At 58.9% G+C, this 24,328-nt stretch carries 21 protein-coding genes and 1 tRNA gene; 14 read left to right on the top strand and 8 right to left on the bottom strand.

The genetic code is table 11. The features are described 5' to 3' along the window. The first annotated feature begins 131 nt into the window (after positions 1 to 131). Together KUL77_RS09625 and KUL77_RS09620 are read left to right on the top strand one after the other, a co-directional pair. A complete protein-coding gene (locus KUL77_RS09625) occupies positions 132 to 2,102 on the top strand; it encodes an oligopeptide transporter, OPT family (protein WP_297146316.1) in 1,971 nt (656 codons plus the stop codon). A gap of 33 nt (positions 2,103 to 2,135) precedes the next feature. Then, the gene (locus KUL77_RS09620) at positions 2,136 to 4,202 is read left to right on the top strand and encodes a S9 family peptidase (RefSeq protein WP_297146313.1); all 2,067 of its coding nucleotides are present in this window, start codon (positions 2,136 to 2,138) and stop codon (positions 4,200 to 4,202) included. 46 nt (positions 4,203 to 4,248) lie between these two features. Here the strand turns inward: KUL77_RS09620 and corA are convergent, their stop codons facing one another. Genes corA through KUL77_RS09605 form a run of 3 tightly spaced genes read right to left on the bottom strand, consistent with a single transcriptional unit; the run spans position 4,249 to position 7,364 of the window. Next, entirely contained in the window at positions 4,249 to 5,244 is a 996-nt protein-coding gene (gene corA / locus KUL77_RS09615; RefSeq protein WP_297146310.1) for a magnesium/cobalt transporter CorA, read from the bottom strand. A gap of 31 nt (positions 5,245 to 5,275) precedes the next feature. After that, positions 5,276 to 6,499, bottom strand: coding sequence for a DUF4105 domain-containing protein (locus tag KUL77_RS09610; RefSeq protein ID WP_297146307.1), 1,224 nt, complete (start codon positions 6,497 to 6,499; stop codon positions 5,276 to 5,278). After that, entirely contained in the window at positions 6,486 to 7,364 is an 879-nt protein-coding gene (locus KUL77_RS09605) for a transporter associated domain-containing protein (RefSeq protein ID WP_297146304.1), read from the bottom strand. The genes KUL77_RS09610 and KUL77_RS09605 overlap by 14 nt, the downstream gene beginning before the upstream one ends. Before the next feature lie 145 nt (positions 7,365 to 7,509). Between KUL77_RS09605 and KUL77_RS09600 the strand changes: the two genes are divergently transcribed. Then, positions 7,510 to 8,988 carry a tetratricopeptide repeat protein gene (locus KUL77_RS09600; protein WP_297146301.1) on the top strand — a complete coding sequence of 493 codons (1,479 nt, stop codon included), beginning with the start codon at positions 7,510 to 7,512 and terminating at the stop codon, positions 8,986 to 8,988. Here KUL77_RS09600 and ybeY read toward each other — a convergent pair. Together ybeY and KUL77_RS09590 are read right to left on the bottom strand one after the other, a co-directional pair. Further along, positions 8,985 to 9,467 (bottom strand): rRNA maturation RNase YbeY, encoded by a 483-nt coding sequence (gene ybeY / locus KUL77_RS09595; RefSeq protein ID WP_297146298.1) that lies wholly within the window; start codon positions 9,465 to 9,467, stop codon positions 8,985 to 8,987. The genes KUL77_RS09600 and ybeY overlap by 4 nt on opposite strands. A 9-nt stretch (positions 9,468 to 9,476) precedes the next feature. Further along, positions 9,477 to 10,454: a PhoH family protein gene (locus KUL77_RS09590; RefSeq protein WP_297146295.1), complete on the bottom strand. Its 978-nt coding sequence runs from the start codon at positions 10,452 to 10,454 to the stop codon at positions 9,477 to 9,479. Between the two features lie 102 nt (positions 10,455 to 10,556). Between KUL77_RS09590 and KUL77_RS09585 the strand changes: the two genes are divergently transcribed. Continuing rightward, complete coding sequence (locus tag KUL77_RS09585; RefSeq protein WP_297146292.1) at positions 10,557 to 12,215, top strand: amidohydrolase; 1,659 nt, start codon at positions 10,557 to 10,559, stop codon at positions 12,213 to 12,215. 46 nt (positions 12,216 to 12,261) lie between these two features. Here the strand turns inward: KUL77_RS09585 and KUL77_RS09580 are convergent. Next, positions 12,262 to 12,337: transfer RNA gene (locus tag KUL77_RS09580), tRNA-Glu, on the bottom strand. 134 nt (positions 12,338 to 12,471) lie between these two features. Between KUL77_RS09580 and pcnB the strand changes: the two genes are divergently transcribed. The 6 genes from pcnB to pgi all read left to right on the top strand — a co-directional run bounded on the left by pcnB (position 12,472) and on the right by pgi (position 18,064). Beyond that, the gene (gene pcnB, locus KUL77_RS09575; protein ID WP_297146289.1) at positions 12,472 to 13,818 is read left to right on the top strand and encodes a polynucleotide adenylyltransferase PcnB; all 1,347 of its coding nucleotides are present in this window, start codon (positions 12,472 to 12,474) and stop codon (positions 13,816 to 13,818) included. Further along, positions 13,815 to 14,327 carry a 2-amino-4-hydroxy-6-hydroxymethyldihydropteridine diphosphokinase gene (folK, locus tag KUL77_RS09570; protein WP_297146286.1) on the top strand — a complete coding sequence of 171 codons (513 nt, stop codon included), beginning with the start codon at positions 13,815 to 13,817 and terminating at the stop codon, positions 14,325 to 14,327. The genes pcnB and folK overlap by 4 nt, the downstream gene beginning before the upstream one ends. Before the next feature lie 69 nt (positions 14,328 to 14,396). Next, positions 14,397 to 15,215 carry a 3-methyl-2-oxobutanoate hydroxymethyltransferase gene (gene panB, locus KUL77_RS09565; protein ID WP_297146284.1) on the top strand — a complete coding sequence of 273 codons (819 nt, stop codon included), beginning with the start codon at positions 14,397 to 14,399 and terminating at the stop codon, positions 15,213 to 15,215. Positions 15,216 to 15,222: 7 nt separating this feature from the next. Beyond that, positions 15,223 to 16,077 (top strand): pantoate--beta-alanine ligase, encoded by an 855-nt coding sequence (gene panC, locus KUL77_RS09560; RefSeq protein ID WP_297146281.1) that lies wholly within the window; start codon positions 15,223 to 15,225, stop codon positions 16,075 to 16,077. A gap of 95 nt (positions 16,078 to 16,172) precedes the next feature. Continuing rightward, a complete protein-coding gene (gene panD, locus KUL77_RS09555; RefSeq protein WP_297146280.1) occupies positions 16,173 to 16,553 on the top strand; it encodes an aspartate 1-decarboxylase in 381 nt (126 codons plus the stop codon). After that, complete coding sequence (gene pgi, locus KUL77_RS09550; RefSeq protein ID WP_297146376.1) at positions 16,550 to 18,064, top strand: glucose-6-phosphate isomerase; 1,515 nt, start codon at positions 16,550 to 16,552, stop codon at positions 18,062 to 18,064. The genes panD and pgi overlap by 4 nt, the downstream gene beginning before the upstream one ends. On the opposite strand, the gene KUL77_RS09545 is transcribed toward pgi, so the two are convergent. Continuing rightward, positions 18,038 to 18,730, bottom strand: a complete 693-nt coding sequence (locus KUL77_RS09545; RefSeq protein WP_297146277.1) for a response regulator — start codon at positions 18,728 to 18,730, stop codon at positions 18,038 to 18,040. The two genes, pgi and KUL77_RS09545, sit on opposite strands and share 27 nt — an antisense overlap. Before the next feature lie 42 nt (positions 18,731 to 18,772). Between KUL77_RS09545 and KUL77_RS09540 the strand changes: the two genes are divergently transcribed. From KUL77_RS09540 to KUL77_RS09525, 4 genes are all read left to right on the top strand, one after another. Next, on the top strand, positions 18,773 to 20,785 hold the full coding sequence (locus tag KUL77_RS09540; protein ID WP_297146274.1) for a hypothetical protein: 2,013 nt from the start codon (positions 18,773 to 18,775) through the stop codon (positions 20,783 to 20,785). 28 nt (positions 20,786 to 20,813) lie between these two features. Beyond that, positions 20,814 to 21,434 (top strand): YdbL family protein, encoded by a 621-nt coding sequence (locus KUL77_RS09535; RefSeq protein WP_297146271.1) that lies wholly within the window; start codon positions 20,814 to 20,816, stop codon positions 21,432 to 21,434. A gap of 79 nt (positions 21,435 to 21,513) precedes the next feature. Then, positions 21,514 to 22,674, top strand: a complete 1,161-nt coding sequence (locus KUL77_RS09530) for a patatin-like phospholipase family protein (protein WP_297146268.1) — start codon at positions 21,514 to 21,516, stop codon at positions 22,672 to 22,674. A gap of 44 nt (positions 22,675 to 22,718) precedes the next feature. Beyond that, the gene (locus KUL77_RS09525; protein WP_297146266.1) at positions 22,719 to 23,543 is read left to right on the top strand and encodes a 3-hydroxybutyrate dehydrogenase; all 825 of its coding nucleotides are present in this window, start codon (positions 22,719 to 22,721) and stop codon (positions 23,541 to 23,543) included. Here the strand turns inward: KUL77_RS09525 and KUL77_RS09520 are convergent. Beyond that, a partial coding sequence (locus KUL77_RS09520; protein WP_297146264.1) for an ATP-binding cassette domain-containing protein occupies positions 23,533 to 24,328 on the bottom strand: 796 nt, incomplete at its 5' end. The genes KUL77_RS09525 and KUL77_RS09520 overlap by 11 nt on opposite strands.

Raw genomic sequence — 24,328 nt, 5'->3', positions numbered from 1 at the left:
GCCGTAAGGATAGCCGCCTATTTTAGCCTTTCTTTATTTATCTCCGCGCATAACAGCCGCGGGCTGGACTTGCGCGCCTGTAGCCGTTACGGTTTCACGCTTGCCTTTCCCAAACAATAAAAGGACGTCCGATGGCGAATCCGGGTGCAGCGGCGCCGCAGTTAACCCTGCGCGCAGTGATTTTGGCGGTGGTTCTAGCGGTGATTCTCTCCGCGGCGAATGCGTATCTCGGGCTGTTTGCCGGGCTGACCATCGCCACTGCCATTCCCGCAGCAGTGGTGTCGATGGGCGTGCTGCGGCTGCTCGGCGGCGGCACAATTTTAGAAAACAACATCGTGCAGACCGGCGCGTCGGCGGGTTCTTCAATCGCGGCGGGGGTGATCTTCACCATTCCCGCACTGATTATTTTGGGCTATTGGGACGATTTCAAATACTCGTGGGTGCTGGCCATTGCTGGCCTTGGCGGGCTGTTGGGTGTGCTGTTTTCGGTGCCACTGCGGCGTTCGATGATCGTAGAAGAACCGCTGCCGTTTCCAGAAGGAAAGGCGGCTGCCGAAGTGCTGAAAGCGGGTGAAAACCCAGGGCCGGGGCTGAAAATTCTGGCCGTGTCCGCCACCTTGGGCGGGCTGATTAAAGCAGCGGCGGCCAGCGGTATGCGCCTGATTCCGGATACGGCGGCGGGTGCAACGTTCTTTGGTAAATACCTTGGCTATATCGGCACCAACCTCTCGCCTGCGCTATTGGGTGTGGGCTATATCGTGGGGCTGAATATCGGCATTGTGGTGGTTTCCGGGTCGATTCTGTCTTGGCATTTCGCCATTCCGATCTATCACCAATTCTTTATGGGCACCGATCCAGCATTGGCGCAAAGCATTGTTGGCGCGGGTGCGGCAGATATTGCCGGAGCGATTTGGTCGGCCAAGATTCGCTACCTCGGCGTGGGGGCGATGCTGATTGGCGGCGTGTGGACATTGTTCAGCCTGCGTAAGTCACTGCTGTCGGGCGTGAAGAGCGGCATTGCCGCAGCGCGTAAAGGCGGCAATGAAGAAGTCGCTGAAACCGAACGCGACCTGCCGATGAAGTGGATGCTGGTGGCGCTGATCGCCTTCGTGGTGCCGCTGCTGCTGCTGTATCAGGCCATCGTAGGGATGTGGAGTGTGAGCATCCCGATGGCGATCATTATGATCGTGGCGGGTTTCCTGTTTGTGTCGGTATCGGCCTATCTCGCGGGTCTTGTCGGCTCGTCGAATAACCCGGTGTCTGGTATCACCATTGCCACCATCTTGTTTGCAGCGGCTGTGCTCTTGGTGCTGCTTGGCGAAGGCGGCAAGCAGGCGGTAGGCATTGCCGGTGCGCCGCTGGGTGCGGTGGCCGCGATCATGATCGGTGCCGTAGTGTGCTGCGCGGCGGCAGTGGGCGGCGACAACTTACAAGACTTGAAAGCGGGCTATATCGTGGGTGCAACGCCGTGGAAACAGCAGCTGATGCTGGGCATTGGCGCGTTTTCCTGTGCGCTGATCATGGCCCCAGTGCTGAACCTGCTGGCACAGGCCTACGGCATTGGCGCACCCACTGCAGAGCATCCAAACGCGCTCTCTGCACCGCAGGCCACACTGATGGCTTCGGTTGCCAAGGGCATGTTCGGTGGTGAGCTGCCGTGGACCATTATTGGTATTGGTGCTGTGATCGGCGCGGCGATTATTGCGCTGGATGAAGTGTTGAAGGCGAAAAAATCCAGCTTCCGCGTGCCGGTGCTCGCCGCCGCCATTGGTATCTATCTGCCGTTAGAACTCATGGTGCCGATTTTCCTCGGTGGCCTCTTGGCTTACTTGGTGGAAAAACGCCACGGCATGGTGGGTACGCACGACGAAGCCGCGCGCGACCGCCTGCATCGCCCCGGCACACTGTTTGCGGCGGGCCTAATTACCGGCGAAGCCTTGATGGGTATTTTGATCGCAATCCCAATTGTAGTTTCGGGCCGCGCCGACGTGATCGCCTTGCCGGAAAGCTTCCAGCAAGGGCAGCTGGTGGGCCTTGCGGTATTGGCGGTGATCGGCTGGCTGCTGTACCGCACCGGCGCGAAGGCCAACCCGAACGCCTGATATACGTTTTCCATTCAAGAAGAGAACAACGCCATGAACCTTCGTTACGCACTGCTTCCACTTGCCCTTGCGCTGTCGCTGTCTGCCGTTGCTGCACCGGTCAAGCACGGCTTGACGCCGCAGGAAATGGTCTATTTAGACCGCTATTCATCGCCCACACTGTCGCCGGATGGCCGTGTGTTGGTGTTTGCCAAACGTGTGATTGATAAGGAAACCAATAAAGCGGCCACATCATTGTGGATGCGCAACCTTGTCACGCGCGATATGCGTCCGCCGCACCAGATCAGCCCGGAAGGCTGGAACGTGAATTCACCCGCCTTCTCGCCCGATGGCCAAACGCTGTACTTCCTCAGCGCGAAGTCCGGCTCTATGCAGCTGTACGCCATGCCGAGCCAAGGCGGGGAAGCCAAGCGGCTCACCGATTTTGCGTTGGATGTTGATGGTTACAAGCTCTCGCCCGACGGCAAGCAGGTGGCGCTGGCGTTTTCGGTCTATCCCGAGTGCAAAGCCGATTTAACCTGCACGAAGAAAAAATCCGATGACGTGGCGGCACAAAAAAACACCGGAATGTTGTTTGATCATATGTTTATTCGCCATTGGGACACTTGGGCCGATGGTCGCCTGAACCGCGTGTTTGCGGCCAAGTTGGGCGGCGCGGACATGCTGACCGCGGCCACGCTGCTGAGCGGCGATATTCACGGCGACATTCCTTCCAAACCCTTTGGTGATTTAGGCGATTTCGCTTGGTCACCCGATGGCAAGCAGGTAGCGATGAGTGTGCGCCAGTCCAACCGCGAAGAGCCGTGGAGCACCAATTTCGATATTTGGTTGGTCAAGGCCGACGGCAAGGGCGCGCGCAATCTCACCGCCGCCAACAAAGCATGGGACGCAGGTCCGGTGTTTTCGAAGGACGGTAAAACGCTGTATTACCGCGCGATGACACGCCCGGGTTTTGAGGCCGATCGTTTCGGCTTGATGGCGTTGAACTTGGCAACAGGTAAGACCAAGGAAATTGCTCCGAAGTGGGACGCCTCCGCCGACGGCATCACGCTGTCGGGCGATGGTCATATGATTTACACCACCGCCCAAGACATGGGGCAGCATCCTTTGTTTGCGGTGGAGATCGCCACCGGCAAGGTGAAGAAAATCGTAGGCGATGGCAGCATCTCGGCATTCGATATCGCGGGTTCTACGCTCGCCTTCTCGCGTAATTCGCTAAAAACCGGCGACGTGATTACCGTGACCAGTACAGATGGTTTGGCATCGCTGCGCCCGATCACGCCCAGCGCTGGCGAAATGCTGCCAAACGTCGAGTGGGGCGACTACGAACAGTTCAGCTTTGCCGGCTGGAACGACGAAACCGTTCACGGCTATGTGGTGAAACCGTGGAATTACAAGCCGGGTAAAAAATACCCGGTGGCCTTCCTGATTCACGGCGGCCCGCAGGGCAGCTTTGGTGATGGTTGGAGCTATCGTTGGAACCCGCAAACCTACGCAGGGCAAGGCTATGCGGTGGTGATGATCGACTTCCACGGCAGCACGGGCTATGGCCAAAAGTTCACCGATGCGATTAGCCAGCACTGGGGTGATCGCCCGCTGGAAGACTTGCAAAAGGGCTGGGCGGCGGCGCAGCAGAAGTACGCATTCCTCAATGGCGATAAAGCCTGCGCACTGGGCGCCAGCTACGGCGGCTTCATGGTGAACTGGATTGCAGGGAATTGGAATTCACCGTGGAAGTGCTTGGTAAGCCACGACGGTGTGTTTGAAAACCACGCAATGGGTTATGCCACCGAAGAACTGTGGTTCTCAGAATGGGAAAACGGCGGCACACCGTATGACAACCCGGAGGGCTACCAGAAATACAACCCGGCCAACCATGTGAAGAATTTCAAGGTGCCGATGTTGGTGATCCACGGTCAGCAGGATTTCCGCATCCCGGCCGAGCAGGGCATCGCACTGTTCAGCGCGCTCCAGCGCAAGGGTGTGGAATCTCAGTTCCTGTATTTCCCCGATGAAAACCACTGGGTGCTGAAGCCGCAGAACAGCGTGCAGTGGCATGAAACCGTGAATGCTTGGTTGAAGAAGTACATTGGCCAGTAAGCAATACGTAAGCGGCCCCGGCTTTCCGGGGCCGTTTGCTGTGGGGCTATAGCCAACTAATTTTGCGTAAATAGCGATACAGGCCGATGCAGGCCAGTGCCACCACACCGATCAAAACGAGATAACTGTAACGCCCACCGAGCTCTGGCATATGCTCGAAGTTCATCCCGTACCAGCTGGTAATGAGTGTTGGGGCTGCCAAGAGGCCCGCCCAGCCAGCTAGTTTTTTGACGATCTCGCCTTGCGCGACCGTCACCAATGACAGGTTGACGTTCATCGCCGCCGCTACCATTTCACGCAGCGTATCGATGGTGTCGTCCACGCGCGCGGCGTGGTCGAGTACGTCGCGGAAATAAGGTTTGACTTCGTCAGAAATCGCGAATGACGGCGTGCGCATCAGCTGCGACAAAATATCCTGCATTGGTGCTACCGCCATGCGCATCTGTGTGAGCTCTTTGCGTAAGTCATACAGATGGCGAATGGTGTGGCGGCGGTAGCTTTCAGAAAAAATATCCTGTTCCAGTGCATCGAGCTCTAGCTGGAAATCAGCGGCGATGGGCTGGTAGTTATCCACGATAAAGTCGAGCACGGCGTGCAGCGCCACGCTGGGGCCTTGGGTGAGCATGTCCGGCTCGCGTTCAAGGCGGTTACGCACACTGGCAAAACCTAATGAGGCGCCGTGGCGCACGGTGATGAGAAAACGTGCGCCCATGAAGATATGGGTTTCACCAAAGCGCACATGGCCTTCGACCCGCTGGGCGGTGTGCACGGCGATAAACAGCGCGTTCTCGTAGCTTTCTAGCTTAGGACGCTGGTGGGCGTGACGCGCGTCTTCAATGGCAAGATCGTGCAGGGAAAACTCTTCCTGCATTTTGTCCAGCAGTGCGTCATCAGGCTCGTATAGGCCGATCCACACAAAACTGCCGTCGTCTTGTGCAAGCACATCGCTGATGTCGTCAAAACCAATGTCGCGACGCTGGCCACTGCGGCTGTAGCTGGCGCAGTTAACAATGCTGGTAGGTGCTGGAAGAGGTGTTGTCATGTCAGCATCCTGCCGCCGTTTGTGTGCGGCTTCAAGCGTTTGTGCGTTGGCTAAAGCGCCAAGCCAGCGCTGCGTGCAACGGCAGCAGCAGGGCGATCCAGTGGCCGTTGCGCTGTGGGTTCACTTGCAGCCACAGCGGTAGGCAGGCCAGTACGGCCAGTGCGGCAACGATGACCAATACGATGCGAAAGCGTGTCGAAGGCGTGCGCCCACGCAGCAGCACCCATGCGCCAGGGAGCAACAGCAGGCTGAGTGGGCTTAGCAGCAGTAGATTGCGGTTAGCCCACATCGCGTGGTGTTCGGTGAAGGCCCAGCCCAGCAGGAGTACGCTGCCTAACAGGCCGCCGATGAACCAGAACACGCCAGCAGCCGCAGCAAGAACGCGTTCTTGGCGCTGGCCAGCAGCAAGTACACACGCGGCCAGCACGCTGCCGAGGATGAGCCAGCGCCAGAATGGATCGCGATAGTCCATCGGTTCTGCCGCTTGGCGCTGCGGTAGAAGCTCTACTTCGTCTTCCACCAATGCTTGGCCGTTAGCAAGCTTCACGCGACGCAGATCGTCGGCGAGGCGGCGTGGTAGAAAACCTTGCTGCCAGCGAGTGAGTGCGCGGTCGGCGAAGGGGCCAAGGGCAAGATCAAACCCAACCCACATCCACGGTTCGGGCGATGCGAGCCGCAGTGCTTCACTGCGGTAGGTGTCGCCGCTGGAGCGGCCTTCGGTTTGTTTTTTCAGCAGCCCGCCCAAGGCGCGGTCGAGTGCATCGCGTACGCGGGTGGCGCAGTTATCGGTGAAGTAGTCGTAGTGGTAGCGCGCGTTTTCGGGTTTGGCATTTTCACGCAACGCGGCCGCAAGTGTGCGCGCTTGTTCGGGTGAAAGATTGAGCCATTGCAGGTGCGCGCCGCGCCCCACTTCGCGATAGTAGTCAAGGTCTTCGTCGAGTGGTAGCGCCATTAGCCGATAGCGCATGCTGCCTTTCAGAAAGCGAGTGACGAAATCGCTTTCTTCTAAATCAAAGTAGCCAAAGTTATAGCTTATGGGCGAAGGTAACGTGGGGTCGGCCACCACGATGGCGTCGTGGCCGAAGCGTTCCCAAAAAATATCGCCTGGCCCCATGGTGATGACACCAATACGCGGCGGTGCTGCTACGGCTTTGGCTGGTTGGGCTTGAACTTGTGCGCGAGCTTGCCACGGCAGGCAAGCCCATAAGACGGCTAGAACAAGCGCGAAGAAAAATGGGCTATCACTCTTCCGCATGAACGCTCACATGCAGGGCCAGCAGGCGGCGCGCGTCAGCGCTGGTGACGCGGAACACGAAGCGATTAAGCGTGAGCTCTTCGCCCGCTTCTGGGAGGTGGCCAATGGCTGCGGTAATCAAACCGCCAATCGTGTCGTATTCATCGTCTGGGAAGTCGGCACTGAAGCGTTCGTTGAAATCTTCAATGGGCGTCAGTGCGTCCACCACGAACTGGCCGTCGGCCTGTACGGCGATGAGCTTGGATTCATCATTAGCGTCATCGTGCTCGTCATCGATGTCACCAACGATCTGCTCCAATACGTCTTCAATGGTGACAAGCCCCGCAACACCACCGTATTCGTCGATCACAATCGCCATATGGTTGCGCGATAGGCGGAACTCACGCAGCAGCACATTGAGATTTTTCGATTCTGGGATGAGCACCGCAGGGCGCAGCAGGGCGTGAATGCTGGCTGGGCCATTGTCGGCAACAACGCCGCGTAGCAAATCCTTGGCCAGTAAGATGCCGAGGATCTCGTCTTTGTCTTCACCGTGTACAGGGAAGCGCGAGTGGCCCGACTCTACCACCTGTTTCATCAGGTCAAGTAGCTTGCCGTCGGCAGGCAGTACCACCATTTGCGCGCGCGCCACCATCACATCGCCTACGGTCATCTCGGCAATGCCAATGGCGCCTTCGATCATGCGCAGGGTGTCTGGGCCAATAACGCCGTCGGCCTGCACATCGCGCAGAAGTTCGATCAAGTCTTCACGGCTGGAAGGCTCGCCCGATAGTGCAGCACTGATGCGGTCTAACCACGATCGGTGGGGCTTATCGGCAGATTTTTCGTCGGAGTCGGCGGATTGCCGACTGTCGTCCTCGGACATGGGGTGTGGGGTCTTGTGGCTTGTAACAGGGGTAAAGTCTAGCGAATCTTGCGGCTTATGGCAGGATGTTGGGTAAATGTCCGTTTTTTGCGAAGGCATGCGTTTTCGTGATAGACGTGAATTTTAACGGCAGGGGGCTTTTCGGATGGGCGCTGTGCGTCGCGTAATTGCAGCCGTGTTGATCGCATCCATTGGGCTGTTTGTCGCCTGTTCGAAGCCTGCTCCACCTGCACCTAGCGCCCCTCTTCCTGCGCCCGTTGCGCCGACGCTGCGCGCGGTGGTGGCCGTGTTGCCGCTGGCCGCAGAAGATACGTTGGCCGATGGGATGGCCCGCCATTTTGCGCGCGTACTCGGCCAGCAACAGGCGTTGGCGGTGATTAGCCCAGAGTCAGCATTTCGTTTTCGCGATAGCAGCGAACTCAATAGTGTGATCGGTGAAAAATTAGGGGCTACGCACCTACTGCGCGGCACGCTGCAACGTAGCGATGGCACGCTCACGCTGGCGGTAGAACTGATTCAAACAGCCGACGGCAGCACGCTTTGGCAGCAGCACTATCAGCGCACCGAGAAAGAAGTCTTTGCCCTGCAAGATGAAGTGCTGCAGTCGGTTGCGCAAGCGCTTCAGCTCGAGCCACTGGATCTATCGGCGCCCGATGATCGCCCCCCAAGTAAACGCCTTGCGGCCTATCAGCAGGTGCTTGAGGGCGAGCAGCAGTTGCAAGGAATCGACGTTTTTTCCATCCAGTCGGCGGTAAAGGCTTTTCAAGCCGCATTGCAAAGTGACCCTCAGTACGCCTATGCAAGCGCACGCTTGAGCATGGCGCGCGTGCGGCAGTTGCAGCAGTTTCCAGCGCTGTACAGCGGGCAAATGGAGCGTGAGCGCGCGCAGGCCAAGCAAGAAGCCGAAGCAGCGCTGCAGCGTGCGCCAAATCTGCCGGAAGCCCATTGGGCCATGTCGGTTTGGCTGGCTGATCTTGGCAGCAGCCCCGCGCTAGGGTTACAAGAAATGCAGAAAGCCGTTGCGCTGCGCCCGAGCGATGCGGCGCTGCAAAGCGCGTTGGCGGTGCGCCAGATTGGTTTTGGAAAGCTCGATGCTGCGCTGGAAACGCTACGTGTGGCGATCAAGTACAACCCGCTATCGCCTGGGCCGTACTACACATTGGGAAGCGTGTATCTGGGGTTGGCCAATTACGAGCAGGCCGAGCACGAGTTTGAACAGGCGCTTGCGCTGGAGCCTAAACTGCCTTTGGCGCACGCATTTCTGGCAATGGCGGTATTTCAGCAAGGGCGCAGTGCTGAGGCCATTAAAATGGCTCAGCAGGAGCCGGAGGCGCTGTGGCGGCATTACGCGTTAGCGATGGCGTATTGGGTCAATGGCGAGCGCGCAGCCTCTGATCGTGAGCTGCAGGTGTTGATTGACGAGCACGCGAGCGAAGCCGCAACCCAGATCGCCGGGGTCTATGCCCAGCGTGATGACGAAGAATCCATGTTTCGTTGGTTAGACGTGGCGCGTCAAGCGCGCGATCCTGGTCTCATGGAAATCCGTTACATGCCTTATATTTCGCGCTATTCCAGCGACGCACGGTTTACCGCGATTTTGCGCGAGCTGGGGTTTGCGCCTTAGGCGTCTTGGTAGGGGTCGGCAATACCCAGCCCTGCCAAAATCTCGCGCTCGAGCTGTTCCATGGCTTCAGCTTCTTGCGGGTCTTCATGATCTAAACCCAAAAGGTGCAGGCAGCCGTGAACGGTCAGGTGGGCGTAGTGGGCGTGCAGGGGCTTGCCCTGTTCTTTGGCCTCGCGCGCCACCACTGGGGCGCATATCACAAGGTCTCCCAGTAGTGGAAGTTTGACGCCCTTCGGCAGCCCCGGCGGAATGTCCGCGGGGAAGCTCAGTACATTGGTGGCGTAGTCTTTGCCGCGATAGTGCTGGTTCAGCGCGCGGCCTTCAGAGGTATCCACCAAGCGCAGCGCTAAATCAGCTTCACGAATGCGCCCCTTTAACGCGGCGGCGACCCATTTGCGAAAACTCACTGCCGCAGGAACGCCCGCGCGTGATACCGCGTACCCCACAGCCACATCAAGACGAACAGGACCTTTGGTCATAGCCACATCTTACCCCTGTTTTGTAACGGCATCGCGCGCCTCATAAGCGTTCACGATACGTGCGACCAGCGGGTGACGCACAACATCGCGCGCTTCAAAGAACGTAAAGCTCACGCCCTCCACGCCGCGCAGCACTTCGGTGGCGTCTTTCAGGCCAGACTTCTGGTGCTTGGGAAGGTCGATCTGGGTGAGGTCTCCGGTGATCACTGCGGTGCTGCCAAAACCAAGCCGAGTGAGAAACATCTTCATCTGTTCGATGCTGGTGTTCTGCGCTTCGTCCAGAATTACGAAAGCATCGTTCAGCGTGCGGCCGCGCATATAGGCCAGTGGCGCGATTTCAATTACGTTACGCTCAAGCAGGCGTGCCACCTTATCCACACCCAGCATTTCATACAGTGCGTCATACAGCGGGCGCAGATAGGGGTCAACTTTTTGGGTGAGATCGCCAGGGAGAAAGCCCAGCTTTTCACCTGCTTCAACCGCAGGACGCACCAAGATAACGCGCTGCACGCGCGACTGGTTCAGTGCATCCACCGCCATTGCCACTGCGAGGAAGGTTTTGCCGGTACCGGCAGGGCCAATACCAAAATTGATGTCGTGGGTGGCGATAGCGTGTAGGTATTTGCGTTGGTTGCCGCCGCGTCCGCGCAGGGTGCCGCGCTTGACCCGCACTTCCACATCCTGCGGTACATGCTCTGCATGGCGCACAGGGGCGGGCGCGTCGTCGGCATAAGCGCCCAGCCGGGTGTGGATACTGTGTTCGTCCAACACTTCGCTGGCGGCATCGGCATACAGCTCGCGCAGCAGGCGCTCGGCTTGGTTCACCGTGGCCTCGCTATCGCCCTGAACGCGAAACACCGCGCCACGGTTGGCAATTTCCACGCCAAGGCGCAGTTCGATCAGGCGTAAATGGGCATCGAACGGGCCTGTTAAATTGGCCAAGCGCTCGGTGTCTTCGGGTTCAAGTGTGAAATCGTGCTGTTGCATAGGCCGGGAAGGGTAGCGCGATGCGGCGCTGTCCGCTACGTCACTTGTCTGAACGATGCGCTTGTTGCAAGGTGCAAGGGGTATCCATTGCGGAGTTGCTCCATGCAAAAGTTGGTTGGTGCTTTGTTATTGAGTTTCGCCTCGGCTCCGCTGCTGGCGGGGTCTGTGACCGTGCTAAGCGCGCACCGGATCCATACGATGGACCGCGCTCAACCGCAGGTAACGGCGCTTGCCTATGATGACACCGGTAAGCTACTGGCACTGGGTGATATCAAAACACTGCAGGCGCGTTACCCGAAGGCGGAGCGTCTTGACGTGGGGCCAGCCACGGTGATCCCGGGCCTGATCGACGCACACGGCCACGTGCTGGGGCTGGGGATGACCTTTATGCAGGTCAATCTCGACGGAAGCACCAGCAAACAAGAAATTCTGGGAAAACTCAAAGTGTTTGAAAAAACGCTACCAGAAGGGGAATGGCTGATTGGCCGCGGTTGGGATCAAAACCGCTGGCCGGAAAAAGTGTTCCCAACGGCAGCAGATCTGGATGCCGCGTTTCCTAATCGCCCGGTATGGCTGCGCCGCGTGGATGGTCACGCAGGCTGGGCCAATAGCAGTGCAATGAAGCGCGTGCAGCGTGACCTGAACGGAACGTGGCAGCCTGAAGGTGGGGTGGTGCGACGCGATGCTAAGGGTAATCCGAATGGAGTGTTTATTGATAACGCGATGGACATCATGGAAGCCGTCTTGCCGCCCATGGACGATGCGATGCGCGAGAAAGCACTCACACTGGGCATGCAGGCGGCGGTTGCCAATGGCTTGACGGGTGCGCACGACGCCAGCATTCCGCTGGAAGAGCTGCGGGCGTACCAGCGGCTGGCCGATCGTGGGCAAATGCCTATGCGTATCTATGCCATGGCCAATGGCGACGGCGAAGCGCTGGAGTGGCTGTGCCAAAACGGGCTGTATCACCACCCGTCTGGGCGTTTGCAGATGCGCGCGGTGAAGCTGTTTGCCGATGGCGCATTGGGCAGCCGTGGCGCGGCGATGCTAGAAGATTACAGCGACGACCACGGCAATCGCGGCTTACTGGTAACAACCCCAGAGGCGATGGCCGCGGCCACCGAAAAAGCGCACCGCTGCGGCGTGCAGGCGGCCACGCACGCCATTGGCGACCGTGGTAACCGCATGACGCTGGATGCTTACGCCAAAGCCTTGGGGCCGGATGTGCAGGGCGATCACCGCTGGCGTATTGAGCACGCGCAGATTTTGTCGCCAGAAGACCTGCCAAGGCTTGCGCAAATGCACGTCATTGCTTCGATGCAACCCACCCATGCCACCAGCGATATGGGCTGGGCGGAAGACCGCGTTGGCGCCAAGCGCATCGTGGGTGCGTATGCGTGGCGGCAGTTGCGTGACAGTGGCGCGCATCTTGCGTTTGGCTCAGATTTCCCGGTGGAGTCGGTGAACCCAAGGCTAGGTCTGTATTCGGCGGTCACCCGCAGCGATGCGCAGGGGCTTCCGGCGGGAGGCTGGTACCCAGACGAAAAGCTCACCGCCTTTGAAGCATTGCGCGGCTTCACGCTGGAGGCGGCCTACGCGGGGTTTGCTGAAAATGAAATCGGTAGCCTCAGCCCCGGCAAACGCGCTGATTTCGTAGTGCTGGCAGAAGATCCGTTGGCCGAGCCAGCAAAAACGCTGCGTTCGTTAACGATTAAAGCCACCTATGTGGACGGCAAGCCCGTATTCAAAGCACAGCCGTAAAAAGAAAACTAAAAACCCCACGCGTTTGCATGGGGTTTTTAGTATTTGGCGCTCCCTACGGGATTCGAACCCGTGTTTTAGCCTTGAGAGGGCCACGTCCTAGGCCTCTAGACGAAGGGAGCATAAGTTTTGGCGGCGGTGCTGAAGGGACGATCAGCCCGTTTTTTTACGGAAACCGCAGCGAGCTTGCTAGTATAGAGGGCTGCGTCTGCCGCTGGCAACGCCCTTTTGTCTCCTTTGTTGCCTATAGCAGCGCATGACCGATTCCAGCTCACAACCGTTGTCGCCTTCTGAATTACACGTCATCCCAAGGGATGTGCACGGCCTGTCGCGCAAGCACATGAGCGCGAATGCGCTGCGCGTGCTGTACCGCCTGCGCGAAGCTGGATTTGAAGGTTATTTAGTCGGTGGCGCCGTGCGCGACCTATTGGTGGGCGGCGCACCGAAAGACTTTGATGTAGCCACCAATGCCACGCCGGAAGAGGTGAGGGCGCTGTTTCGCAACTGCCGCTTGATTGGCCGCCGGTTCCGTTTGGCGCATGTGGTCTATGGCCGAGAGATTATCGAAGTGGCCACGTTTCGCGCCAATGGCGGCGATGACGAAGGTGACCGTTTAACCGACGACGGTGGCCGCCTACTGCGCGACAACGTGTACGGCACCATCGAAGAAGACGCGGTGCGCCGTGACTTCACCGCCAATGCCCTGTACTACACGATCGAAGATTTCTCCGTTCGTGATTATGTGGGGGGCTTTGAAGACGTACAGGCGCGTCGCTTGCGCCTGATTGGCGAGCCCGAAGCGCGTTACCGTGAAGACCCGGTACGCATGCTGCGCGCGGCGCGGCTGGCGGCCAAACTGGGCTTCACCATTGACCCTGCTACTGCCGAGCCCATTGCCAAGCTGGCTCCGCTGCTGGCCGAGGCCGCTCCGGCGCGGTTGTTTGAAGAAACCTTAAAAATGTTTCTGGCCGGGCATGCAGAAGCCTGTTTCAAGCTATTAGAAGTGCATGGTTTGCTGCCAGTGCTGCTGCCGGGGACGGCGCAGGCGCTGACATCGAACAAGTCGGGTGCACTGCGCAATATGCTGCTGCAGGGGCTACGCAATACCGATGCGCGCGTGACAGCGGGGCAGGCGGTGTCTCCTGCCTTCCTGTATGCCGTCTTGTTGTGGCCCGCCTATTGCCGCACGCTGGCTCAGTTGCAAGCGCAAGGTGTGCATTTGACGGAAGCCCAGCAGCGCGCGGCTGACCGCGTCACCGTGCAGCAAGTGGCACGGGTGGCACTACCGCGCCGCTTCTCGATGCCCATGCAGGAAATTTGGTTGCTGCAACCGCGCTTTACCCTGCGCCAGCGTAAGCGCGTGTTCCGTCTGCTATCGCACCCGCGCTTCCGCGCCGCGTTTGATTTTCTCGAACTGCGCCTCGTGGCCTCGCCGCTGCATGCCGACGACGTGGCCTTCTGGCGCGACGCGCAGTTACAGCCGGAGGCGGCCGTAGTGCGCAGCGAAGCGCAGGCACTGGACGAAGACATGGCGAGCGGCGAGGATGCGGGGGCACCGCGCCGCCGTCGGCGCAGGCGGCCACGTTCGGGAGATGGGCAATGACGCAACTAATCGATGTTTGTATCGGCTTAGGTGCCAATATCGGTCAACCGATTGCGGCCATCCAACAGGCCTTTGACGATTTACGTGCGCTGCCGCTAACCACGCTTGTAGCCGCTTCGCGGCTATATCGCACGCCCGCATGGGGGCGTGTGGATCAGCCTGACTTCATCAATGCCGCCGCGCTGCTGCGTACGCAGCTTCGGCCAATGGAGCTATTGCATCACCTTCTGGATATTGAACGCAAAGCAGGCCGCACCCGTGATAGCGAAATTGCGTCGATGCGCTGGGGGCCGCGCGTGCTGGATCTTGATCTGTTGCTCTATGGCGATCGCAAACTCAATGAGCCAGGGCTACGCGTGCCGCATCCCCACTTGCACGAACGCGCTTTTGCGCTGGTGCCGTTGGCGGAAATTGCGCCCAATGCTGCGTTTCCCGGCTATGGCAGCGTAGCGGAAGCGTTGCGTCTGATCGATGCCAGCGGCGTTGAAGCTGTTCATTTGGAACGCTGATTCTCTGTAGTGCGCGCGGTGCTTCGTGAAATCGGGCGATAATGCACGCCCGCCGTGTCGGAATTTGCAATGAGCGTTCATGCCGAACAAAAAGCCGCTTGGAGCGTGCCGCAGCTGCAGCAGGCGCGTGCTGCTGGCCAAAAATTAGTGATGCTGACCTGTTACGACGCGAGCTTTGCGCGTGTTTTAGATCGGGCGAATATCGACTTAATTTTGATTGGTGACTCGCTGGGCATGGTGGTGCAGGGGCGCGATTCCACCTTGCCGGTGCAGGTGGAGGACATCGTCTATCACACCGAGGCGGTGGCGCGCGGGGCAACACGGGCGCTGAAAATTTCCGACTTCCCGTTTGGCGCCGATGCCAGCCCCGAACAGGCGCATGCGGCGGCCGTACGCTTTATTCAAGCGGGCGCGGCCATGGTGAAATTGGAAGGCGCGGGTCATAAGCTGGCCACAATCCGCTATTTGGTTGAGCGTGAAATTCCCGTCTGCGCGCATCTTGGGCTTACCCCGCAGTCAGTGCTAACGATGGGCGGTTTCAAGGTGCAGGGGCGTGAACAGTCGGCCGCAGAACGCCTGCGCGGTGAAGCGCTGGCGGTGGCCGAGGCCGGTGCTGCGCTATTGGTGTTAGAGGGCGTGCCCGCCAAACTTGCGGCAGAAATTACCAAGGCCAGCCCCATTCCCACGATTGGTATTGGCGCGGGTGCCGAGTGCGATGGCCAAGTGCTGGTGCTGCACGACATGCTGGGCATCAATACCGGGCATCGCAAACCTAAATTTGTCAAAGATTTTCTTGCCGAAGGTGGCTCGATCCAAGGTGCCGTGGAGGCTTATGCCGATGCGGTGCGCAGCGGCCGCTTCCCCGATTCCGAACACGCGTACAGCTGAGAACACCATGATTGAAACCATCACCCAACTCGCTGTGCTGCGTGAGCGCGTCGCTGGCTGGCGCCGTGAAGGGCTACGCGTAGGCTTCGTACCCACGATGGGCAACTTGCACGCAGGCCATTTTTCCCTAGTGGAGCTGGTACGCCAACACGCCGACCGGGTGGTTTCGAGCGTCTTTGTGAACCCCACCCAGTTTGGCCCAAGTGAAGATTTCACCCGCTACCCGCGCACGCCGGAAGCCGATACCACTGGGCTGGCGGAAGCCGGTTGCGATGTGCTGTGGCTGCCCGAAGTGGAGGCGATGTATCCGTTTGGCGTTGAGCTGGCGTCGAAGGTGCATGTGCCCGGTGTGAGCGCTGTGCTCGAAGGGGCGTGTCGTCCGGGTCATTTTGACGGCGTGTGTACCGTGGTCACGCGCCTGTTCAACCAAGTGCTGCCCGACGTAGCCGCGTTTGGCAAAAAAGATTATCAGCAGCTGGCGGTCATTCGGCAGCTGGTGGTAGATTTGCATATGCCGATGTGGATTTTGGCCGGGGACATCGTGCGTGAGGCCGATGGCTTGGCCATGAGCTCGCGCAATCAATACCTCAGCGCGCAGGAACGCCAGTTGGCCCCCGTGATCCATCGCACACTACAAGCCATGTGTACGTCTGCAAAGGCTGGACAGACGCGGGCACAGGTGGAAGCCGAAGCCGAGGCGACACTGCGCAGTGCAGGTTTCGTCCCCGATTACGCGGTGCTGCGCAAGCCCGATTTTAGCGCGCCCAACGAAGGCGAAAGCGGTGCGCGCGTGGCACTCATTGCAGCTCGTCTGGGGCGGACACGGTTAATTGATAACCTTGAATTTATTTTGCCCGGATAGTTTCTAGTGGCTCAATTGTTGCAGTGCGCAAAAAATGCGTTTTATACTGCGAACACCCACGTTTCAGCATTTTTACCGTTTCACCGGAGCTCACCATGCAACTCACCCTGCTCAAGGGCAAAATTCACCGCGCCACCGTCACCCATGCCGAGCTGCACTACGAAGGCTCCTGTGCCATCGACGGTCGCCTGTTGGACATCTCCGGAATCCGCGAATACGAGCAGATCCATATCTACGACGTCACCAGCGGTGAGCGTTATTCCACCTACGCCATTCGTGGCGAAGAAGGCAGTGGCGTAATTTCGGTCAACGGCGCAGCTGCGCATAAGTCCAAGGTGGGCGATCTCGTCATCATCTGCGCCTACGTGCAGTGCGAGGCCGAAGAGGCCAAAGCGCACAAGCCTACCTGTGTGTATGTGGACAAAGACAATCGCATGACCCACACCAACCACTCAATGCCCAAGCAGGCCGCATAACGATGACGAATTTGCTGGATGGTCTTTCTGCTCATGCACAACGGCTGTCCAGCACGACATTGTCGGCGCTAATAGCCGCTGACGCCGCCCGTGCGCAGGATTTTTCCGTGCGCTGCGGCGCCCTCTACGCTAACTTTGCGCGCCAACGCTACGACCGCAGTGCGCTGGACGCCTTGTTCGATATCGCCCAGCGTGCCGATCTTGCGGGCGCTATGTGCCAGTTATTGGGCGGTGAAGCCGTCAATAGCACCGAAGACCGTGCGGCCCTGCATAGTGCGCTACGCGGCAACAATGGTAATGGTTCTGCGTTTGCGCTGGCGGCGCGTGCGCAGGCGGTGTCCACCCAGCTGCGCATGCGTGAATTGATCGACGCGCTGGCGGGCACCAATGTCACCGATATCGTCAGCATTGGGATTGGTGGGTCCGATCTTGGGCCGCGCTTGGTGGTGGATGCGCTGGCACTTCCCGGTGCGCGTTTCCGCGTGCATTTTCTTTCCAATGTGGACGGCAATGCGGCGCGCCGCGTGCTGGCCAAACTTGATCCGGCGAAAACAGCCGCGATCATGATCTCGAAAACGTTTGGCACCCAAGAAACCCTGCTCAACGGCAGCATCGTGCGGCAGTGGTTAGGTAACGATGAGCGCCTCTATGCGGTGAGTACCAATGCGCAGCGCGTGGCCGATTTCGGCATTCCACCCGAGCGTACCCTGCCGATGTGGGACTGGGTGGGGGGACGCTATTCGCTGTGGTCGGCGGTGGGCTTCCCGATTGCGCTGGCGCTGGGGATGGACCGCTTCGAAGACTTGTTAGAAGGCGCTGCGGCCATGGATACGCACGCGCAGAAGGCTCCACTGCGCGAAAACATGCCGGTGTGGCACGCACTTGCTGCGATTTGGAACCGTAATGGTCTGCACGCCGCCACGCAGGCGGTGCTGCCCTATGACGACCGTCTGCAGCTGTTGCCAAAATATCTGCAGCAGTTGGTGATGGAAAGCCTAGGTAAGCGTGTGCGCCTCGACGGCAGCGCGGTGCCGACCGATACCGTGCCGGTGTGGTGGGGCGGCGCGGGAACGGATACCCAGCACAGCTTCTTCCAAGCGCTGCACCAAGGCACGCAAATAGTGCCCGCCGATTTTATCGGTGTGGCGCATGCCGACCACCCATTTAAGGCAAACCATGACGCACTGCTGGCCAATTTGCTGGCGCAGACCGAAGCGCTGGCGAATGGGCAAGACAGCGAAGACCCGCACCGTCGCTATCCGGGTAACCGCCCCAGCACGTTGCTGCTGCTCGATACACTCACACCGCATAGCCTTGGCATGTTGATTGCCCTGTACGAACACAGCGTCTATCTGCAGGCGGTGCTATGGGGCATCAATGCGTTCGACCAGTTTGGTGTGGAGCTTGGCAAGCAGGTGGCCAATTCGCTGCTGCCAGCGCTGCGTGGTGAAACGGTAGCGAAAGACCCAGTCACCCGGCAGTTGCTAGAGGTCATCAACGCGGAGCGCTGATTGGCATTCGTGTTCGAAATTTTGCAGTGCATGGGCGCTTAGAGGGGAGGCCTGCAGCTGGCGTACGGTATTGAGTAGGCGCGCAGCACCCACGAAGCCGCAGGCAGCGGCGAGGCGATGCAGTTCGGCACGAATGCTGGCTTCATCCGAGTTTTGAGCTGCACTGATAATGCGCTGCTGCTGGCCACTAAGCTCCTGCAAAAACAGCGCCCGCAGCGTGCTGACGTGCTCCGGCTTGCCCCCCATAGCGGCGAGGGCCGCGGCGTTGTCCCATATGGGAAACGCCTGCGCTGGTAAGTGCAGCTGCAGCGCGTGCAGCAGCGTTGGTACGGGTATCGGCTTGTGTAATACCTGCACAAATCCTGCTTCTACTAGCTGCGCATGAACTTGTGGATCGCAGTCGGCCGTATGCGCTAATGCGGTGGCGGTGATCCCTTGGTGGCGTAGTGTGTGCAGCAGCTGAATGCCACTGCCGTCGGGAAGGTTGGCATCGAGTAGCAGCAGATCGAAAGACGCTGTACTGGCCACCGTACGTGCTTCTGCACGTGTTGTCGCCAATACGGCTTGTGCGGGCAGGCGGCTGATAGATTCAAGTAGAAATGCGGCGCTGACGGGGTCATCTTCAGCCAAAAGGATGCGCGGCATATTGGGTGTGGGGAGGTTCATTGTGTTGGCGTCCTTCCTGAGTATGCTTAGTCCATGCTGCGAATGATCGTACCCTTTTGTCTGGGCCTTGTAACAGTGCTGGCGGCGACGCCCGTGGCGGCACGCAGTGCGCAGCTAAAAGCGGCCAAGATCACCACGCCGGTTGGCACGTTGGAGCACGTGCAGCTGCGCCTAGACTGGCCAAGCACGCAGGCCTTTGGAACACTGCAGCTGTTGGCAAAAAGGGTCGATGCACCGAGTTTGGGTTACCACTTTCGCAATGTGCAATGGCAGTGCCCTTTGCAACATAGTGAAGCCGCGGGCTGGCAGTGTGCGGGGCCATTACGCAGCGGCACAGCGCCGCCGATGCAGCTTGCGGTGCAGCTAGCGCCCGATATGACGCGGGTGGATTTGGCGCAGGGGCGCGCACGCATCACACTTGCGCAGCGCGCAAAGACGCCGGATCTCACCACGCTTGATTTGACCCAAGTGCCGCTAGCCTGGGCGCAAGCACTGGCGACCCAAGCTTGGGCGGATAGCCATTTGAAAGCCGGTTTATTGAGCGGGCGCTTAGCAGTAACCGCACCGAGTCGCGACGCGTTACAGATAGTCGGAACGCTGGATGTGCAGGGTGTTGGTTTAGAAAACAGCGATAGCAGTATCGTTGCTGAAGGGCTTGGAGCCGCGCTTCAACTCAACTACCTCAGCCGCCCCGCGCAGGCGCAGCTACAACTTGAGGGCGAGCTGCTGCGCGGTGAGTTTTTGGCCGGAAACACCTACGTGGCGCTGCCGCAAGCGCCAGTGAAGTTTCAATTAGACGCAACCCAGCATGGGCAGGAAGGCTGGGTATTGCCGAAGATCACCTGGCAGGATGGGCAAACACTAAACGCGCAAGCATCGGCCCAGCTCAGTGCGGATGGTGCTTTGCAAACGCTGGCTGTGCGCGCGCAAAGCCAAGATATGACGCCACTCAAGGCGCACTACCTATCGGGTTGGATGGGGCTGGTGGGGCTGTCTGGTGTTGAGCTGCGTGGCAAGGCAAGTGTGCGTGCGGAGGTGAACCAACAAGGGTTAGAAAGTGTGCAGGCGGAGCTGGAGGGGGTTACGGTTGATGACCCGGCTGGGCGCTTTGTATTTGATGGCCTGCAGGGAAGCGTCGTCTATTCTGCTAAGCAGCAGGTAGAGAGCGCACTGCGTTGGAACGGCGGGCAGCTCTATGGCTTGGCGTTTGGCGCGACGGTGATGCCGTTTACTAGTGCACATGGTCAATTGCGTGTGCGCGAAGAAGTGCCAATACCATTCTTGGATGGGACGCTTACCTTGCGCGACGTAGTCATTCGCCCTCCGCAAGCCAACGAGGGCATGGATATTCGTTTTGGTATGCGTCTGGCCGACCTAGATTTTGGCAAGCTGTCGCAGGCCTTGGAACTTCCGGCATTTCAGGGGCGGCTTGGCGGCGATATTCCCAGTGCACATTATGCTAATGATCGCATCGATTTTGATGGCGGTCTTTCCATGCAAATTTTTGATGGCCGCGTGGCGTTTTCATCACTTTCCCTAGAACGCCCTTTTGGCACCGCGCCCAGCCTGAGTGCGGATATTGAGATGGACGACTTAGACCTAACACGGCTCACCGAAGTGCTGGGTTTTGGCAGTATCAGCGGTAAGCTCGATGGGCGCATGACAGGGTTTCGCTTGGTGAACTGGGAGCCGGTAGCGTTTGATGCGCGTTTTATCACCGACGCTAAAAAAGGCGTGAAGCAGCGCATCAGCCAGCGCGCCGTGCAAGACATCAGCAGCGTGGGCGATGCGTCTTTCTTTAGCAGCCTGCAGGGGCGCTTGATTGGCCTGTTTTCCGATTTTGGCTACCGCCAGATTGGTATTGGCTGCCGCTTGGAAAATCAGATTTGTGCGATGTCTGGCCTACATTCAGCTGGCAATGCCTTTACTATCGTAAAAGGAAAGGGCGTGCCGCAGTTGGACGTGATTGGATACAACCGAGCCGTGGCTTGGCCAACATTGTTGGAACGCCTGATGGCCGCGGGTAGGGGGGATGTGGCCCCCGTGATCGAATAAACCATTGACGAAGTTAGGGAGCAAGATGATGAAACAGTGGATGGGTGTACCGGTTGCAGGCGCGTTGCTGCTCAGCGCATGCGTCACCATTAATGTGTATTTCCCAGCGGCGGAAGCCAAGGAAGCGGCGAAGGAATTTGTTGAAAAAGTCATCAATGACGCCGATAAAGTGCAGATCAAACAAGAGCCTGCGAGCGGTGGCGGCATGGCCGTGCTGGATCGTCGCATCGAACTGGACTTGTCGCGCTTCGATCCGTGGGTGCTGGTGGGTGTGGGCAGCGCACGCGCGCAGTCTGCGCCGGATATCAGCATCAAAACTCCTGCCATTCAAGCGATCCAGTCGCGCATGGAATCACGTTTTAGCAGTAGCCTGCGCGCGGGGTTTGATAGCGGTGCGCTGGGCTTTACCGCTGATGGCCTTATCAGCGTGCGTGATGCGTCGAAGGTGGAGCTAAAAGACCGCGTGGCGCTGAACTCGGCCGTGGCCGACGATAACCGCGACCGCAATGCGGTGTATCGCGAAGTCGCGGTGGCCAACGGCCATCCGGAATGGGAAACGCAAATTCGCGGTGTATTTGCCAAGCAGTGGGTGTCTAGCGCGAAATCTGGCTGGTGGTATCAAACTGGCGGCGCGTGGAAGCAAAAATAAGCGCTTCATCGGCTTCTTCACAACGCTACTTCGCCGGGGCGAGTAGCGTTGCTGTATCGCAACAATTAGCCGAGCGCTTATGCCCCGCACCCGTCAAGCGGCTTCAAAACAGGCCGACGGCTTTACCTCCTTAAATGCGCTCGTGTTACAGGGCGGCGGCGCGTTAGGGGCCTACCAAGGCGGCGCGTATGAAGCGCTGGCAGCGCGGCCCGATGATATTGATTGGGTCGCAGGGATCTCCATTGGCGCGATCAATGCGGCGATTATTGCCGGCAACCCCAAACCCCTTCGCGTTGAGCGCCTGCGTGCATTTTGGGATCGCGTAGGGCTGCGCCTTTTGCCATTGGCAGAGGCGGTGCAAATACCGGAACAGCTGCGCGAATGGTGGGATGCGTTTGCCGCGCAATGGGGGGCGGTGCATGGTGTCCCCGGATTTTTTAGCCCGCGTCCGTGGTGGGAATGGTGGCCGCGCATGCCGGTAAGCGTGTACGACACCGCGCCACTGCGTGAAACGCTGCTACAACTGGTGGATTTTGAGCTGCTGAACCACGGCCCCTTGCGCTACTCGGTGGGTGCGGTGGATGTGGAAACAGGGAATTTTGTCACCTTCGATAGTACGCACGAACACATTACCGTGGATCACGTACTAGCCAGCGGCGCGCTGCCGCCAGGGTTTGCGCCGGTCAAAATACATGGGCGGCACTATTGGGATGGCGGGCTAGTATCCAATACACCGTTGTCGTGGCTCATGCGCGATTTAGAAGAGCACTCGGGCGAACACGCAACGGTGTTCCAAGTGGATTTATTCAGCGCACGCGGCCAAGTCCCGCAAACGCTTCTGGATGTGGCCGAGCGCAGTAAAGACATCCAGTTCTCCAGCCGGACGCGCATGATCAGTAACCTAGTGCGCGAGCGGCATGAGCTTCGGCATTTATTGCGTGAGCTTGCCGAGCAGCTTTCACCAGCCCAGCGCAAAAGCCCGCAGGTGCAGGCTTTGTTGGCGCGCAGCCGCTTGCCTGCGGTCACCTTGGTGCACGTAATCCACCATCCCAAGCCTTATGAAACGCACAACAAAGACTACGAGTTTTCGCGCCTGTCGATTCATGAGCATTGGCAGGCCGGACAGGTGGACATGGCAGCGTCGCTTGGGCTGCTTGGCCAGCAACGTGCGCCGTGTGCAGGTGGGTTCTGCGTGATCGATTATCAGAGCGATGGCGCAACGGTGCGCAGCAGTCGCTAAAACATTTGGCTAGATGGTTTTGCTAGAAATCAAGGAGCATCAAGATGAGCGATGTAACGAATCAAACGGTCAGTGCAACAACGCAGTTGAGCCTAAAGGGAAAAACAGCATTGGTAACAGGGGCCGCCAGCGGCATTGGCAAGCGGATTGCCGAAGTGTTTGCCGATGCAGGCGCGAATGTGGTGATCGCCGACCTAAAGCTGGAGCAGGCACAGGCAACAGCCGATGCGATCGCAAGCAAGGGCGTGCGCACGCTGGCTGTTGCCATGGATGTGACCGATGAAGCAGCGGTAGATGCTGGGTTTGAGCTGGTCAACAAGCAGCTGGGCGCGATTGACGTGTTAGTCAGTAATGCCGGTATTCAAATTGTGGCGCCGCTGCAAGAGTTTCGTTTTTCCGATTGGAAAAAGCTCATTGCGGTGCATTTAGATGGCGGATTTTTAACCGCGCGTGCGGCGATGCGGCAGATGATCGCGTCTAAGCGTGGCGGCAGCATCGTGTTTATGGGGTCGGTGCATTCTAAAGAGGCATCGAAGCTAAAGAGCCCATACGTGGCGGCCAAGCACGGTTTGGAGGGGCTAGCCAAGGTGATCGCCAAAGAGGGCGCGGCTTATAACATTCGCAGCAATGTAATTTGCCCTGGCTTTGTACGCACGCCGCTGGTGGAAAAACAAATTCCAGAACAGGCACAGGAGCTTGGCATTAGCGAAGCCGATGTGGTGAAGACGGTGATGCTCAAAGATACCGTGGATGGTGAGTTCACCACGGTAGATGATGTGGCCCAAGCCGCGCTGACTTTTGCCGCGTGGCCTAGTAATGCGCTTACTGGGCAGTCGCTAGTGGTTAGCCACGGCTGGTTTATGCAGTGACCGAGCTTTCACCTAAGAACTGCAACTTGGCGAGCTCGGCATAGAGCCCGCCCTGCGCCAGCAGTTCGGCGTGGGTGCCTTCGGCCACGATACGGCCGTGTTCCATCACCACGATGCGGTCGGCTTTGAGTACGGTGGCAAGACGATGCGCCACCACCAGCGTGGTGCGTCCGGCCATCAGGTTTTCCAGTGCCTGCTGCACGTCGCGCTCGCTCTGTGCATCGAGTGCGGAGGTGGCTTCGTCCAAGAGCAGGATCGGCGCGTCTTTGAGCAGTGCACGCGCAATCGCGATGCGCTGCTGTTGGCCGCCCGAGAGGCGCGCGCCGCGTTCGCCCAGTTCGCTGGCAAAGCCATCGGGAAGGGCGTCAAGAAACTCGCTCGCTTTGGCCGAATCGGCCGCACGGCGCACTTCGGCATCGGTCGCCTCCAGCTTGCCATAGCGGATGTTGTCGGCTGCGCTGCTGGCAAAAATGACGGGCGCTTGCGGCACAATGGCAATGGCGCTGCGCAGATCAGAGGGGTCCAAGGCAGTAATTGTTTCGCCATCTAGCACAATGCGGCCTGCGTCCGGGTCGTGGAAGCGCAGCAACATCGAAATGACGGTGCTTTTCCCAGCCCCCGATGGCCCTACCAGTGCAACGGTTTCACCGGGTTTCACGTGTAGCGAAAAACCTTCCAACGCCGGTGCGTCCGGGCGCTGTGGGTAGTGAAAGGTTACGTTATCGAAATGGATTTCGCCGTGTACGGGGGCAGGTAGTTGGCGCGGGTGCGTCGGTGCGGTAATG

This window comes from Thermomonas sp. (assembly GCF_019104945.1).
GTDB lineage: Bacteria > Pseudomonadota > Gammaproteobacteria > Xanthomonadales > Xanthomonadaceae > Thermomonas.
The sequence above is the reverse complement of the archived record's forward strand: the minus strand, read 5'-3'. Positions and strand labels throughout refer to the sequence as shown.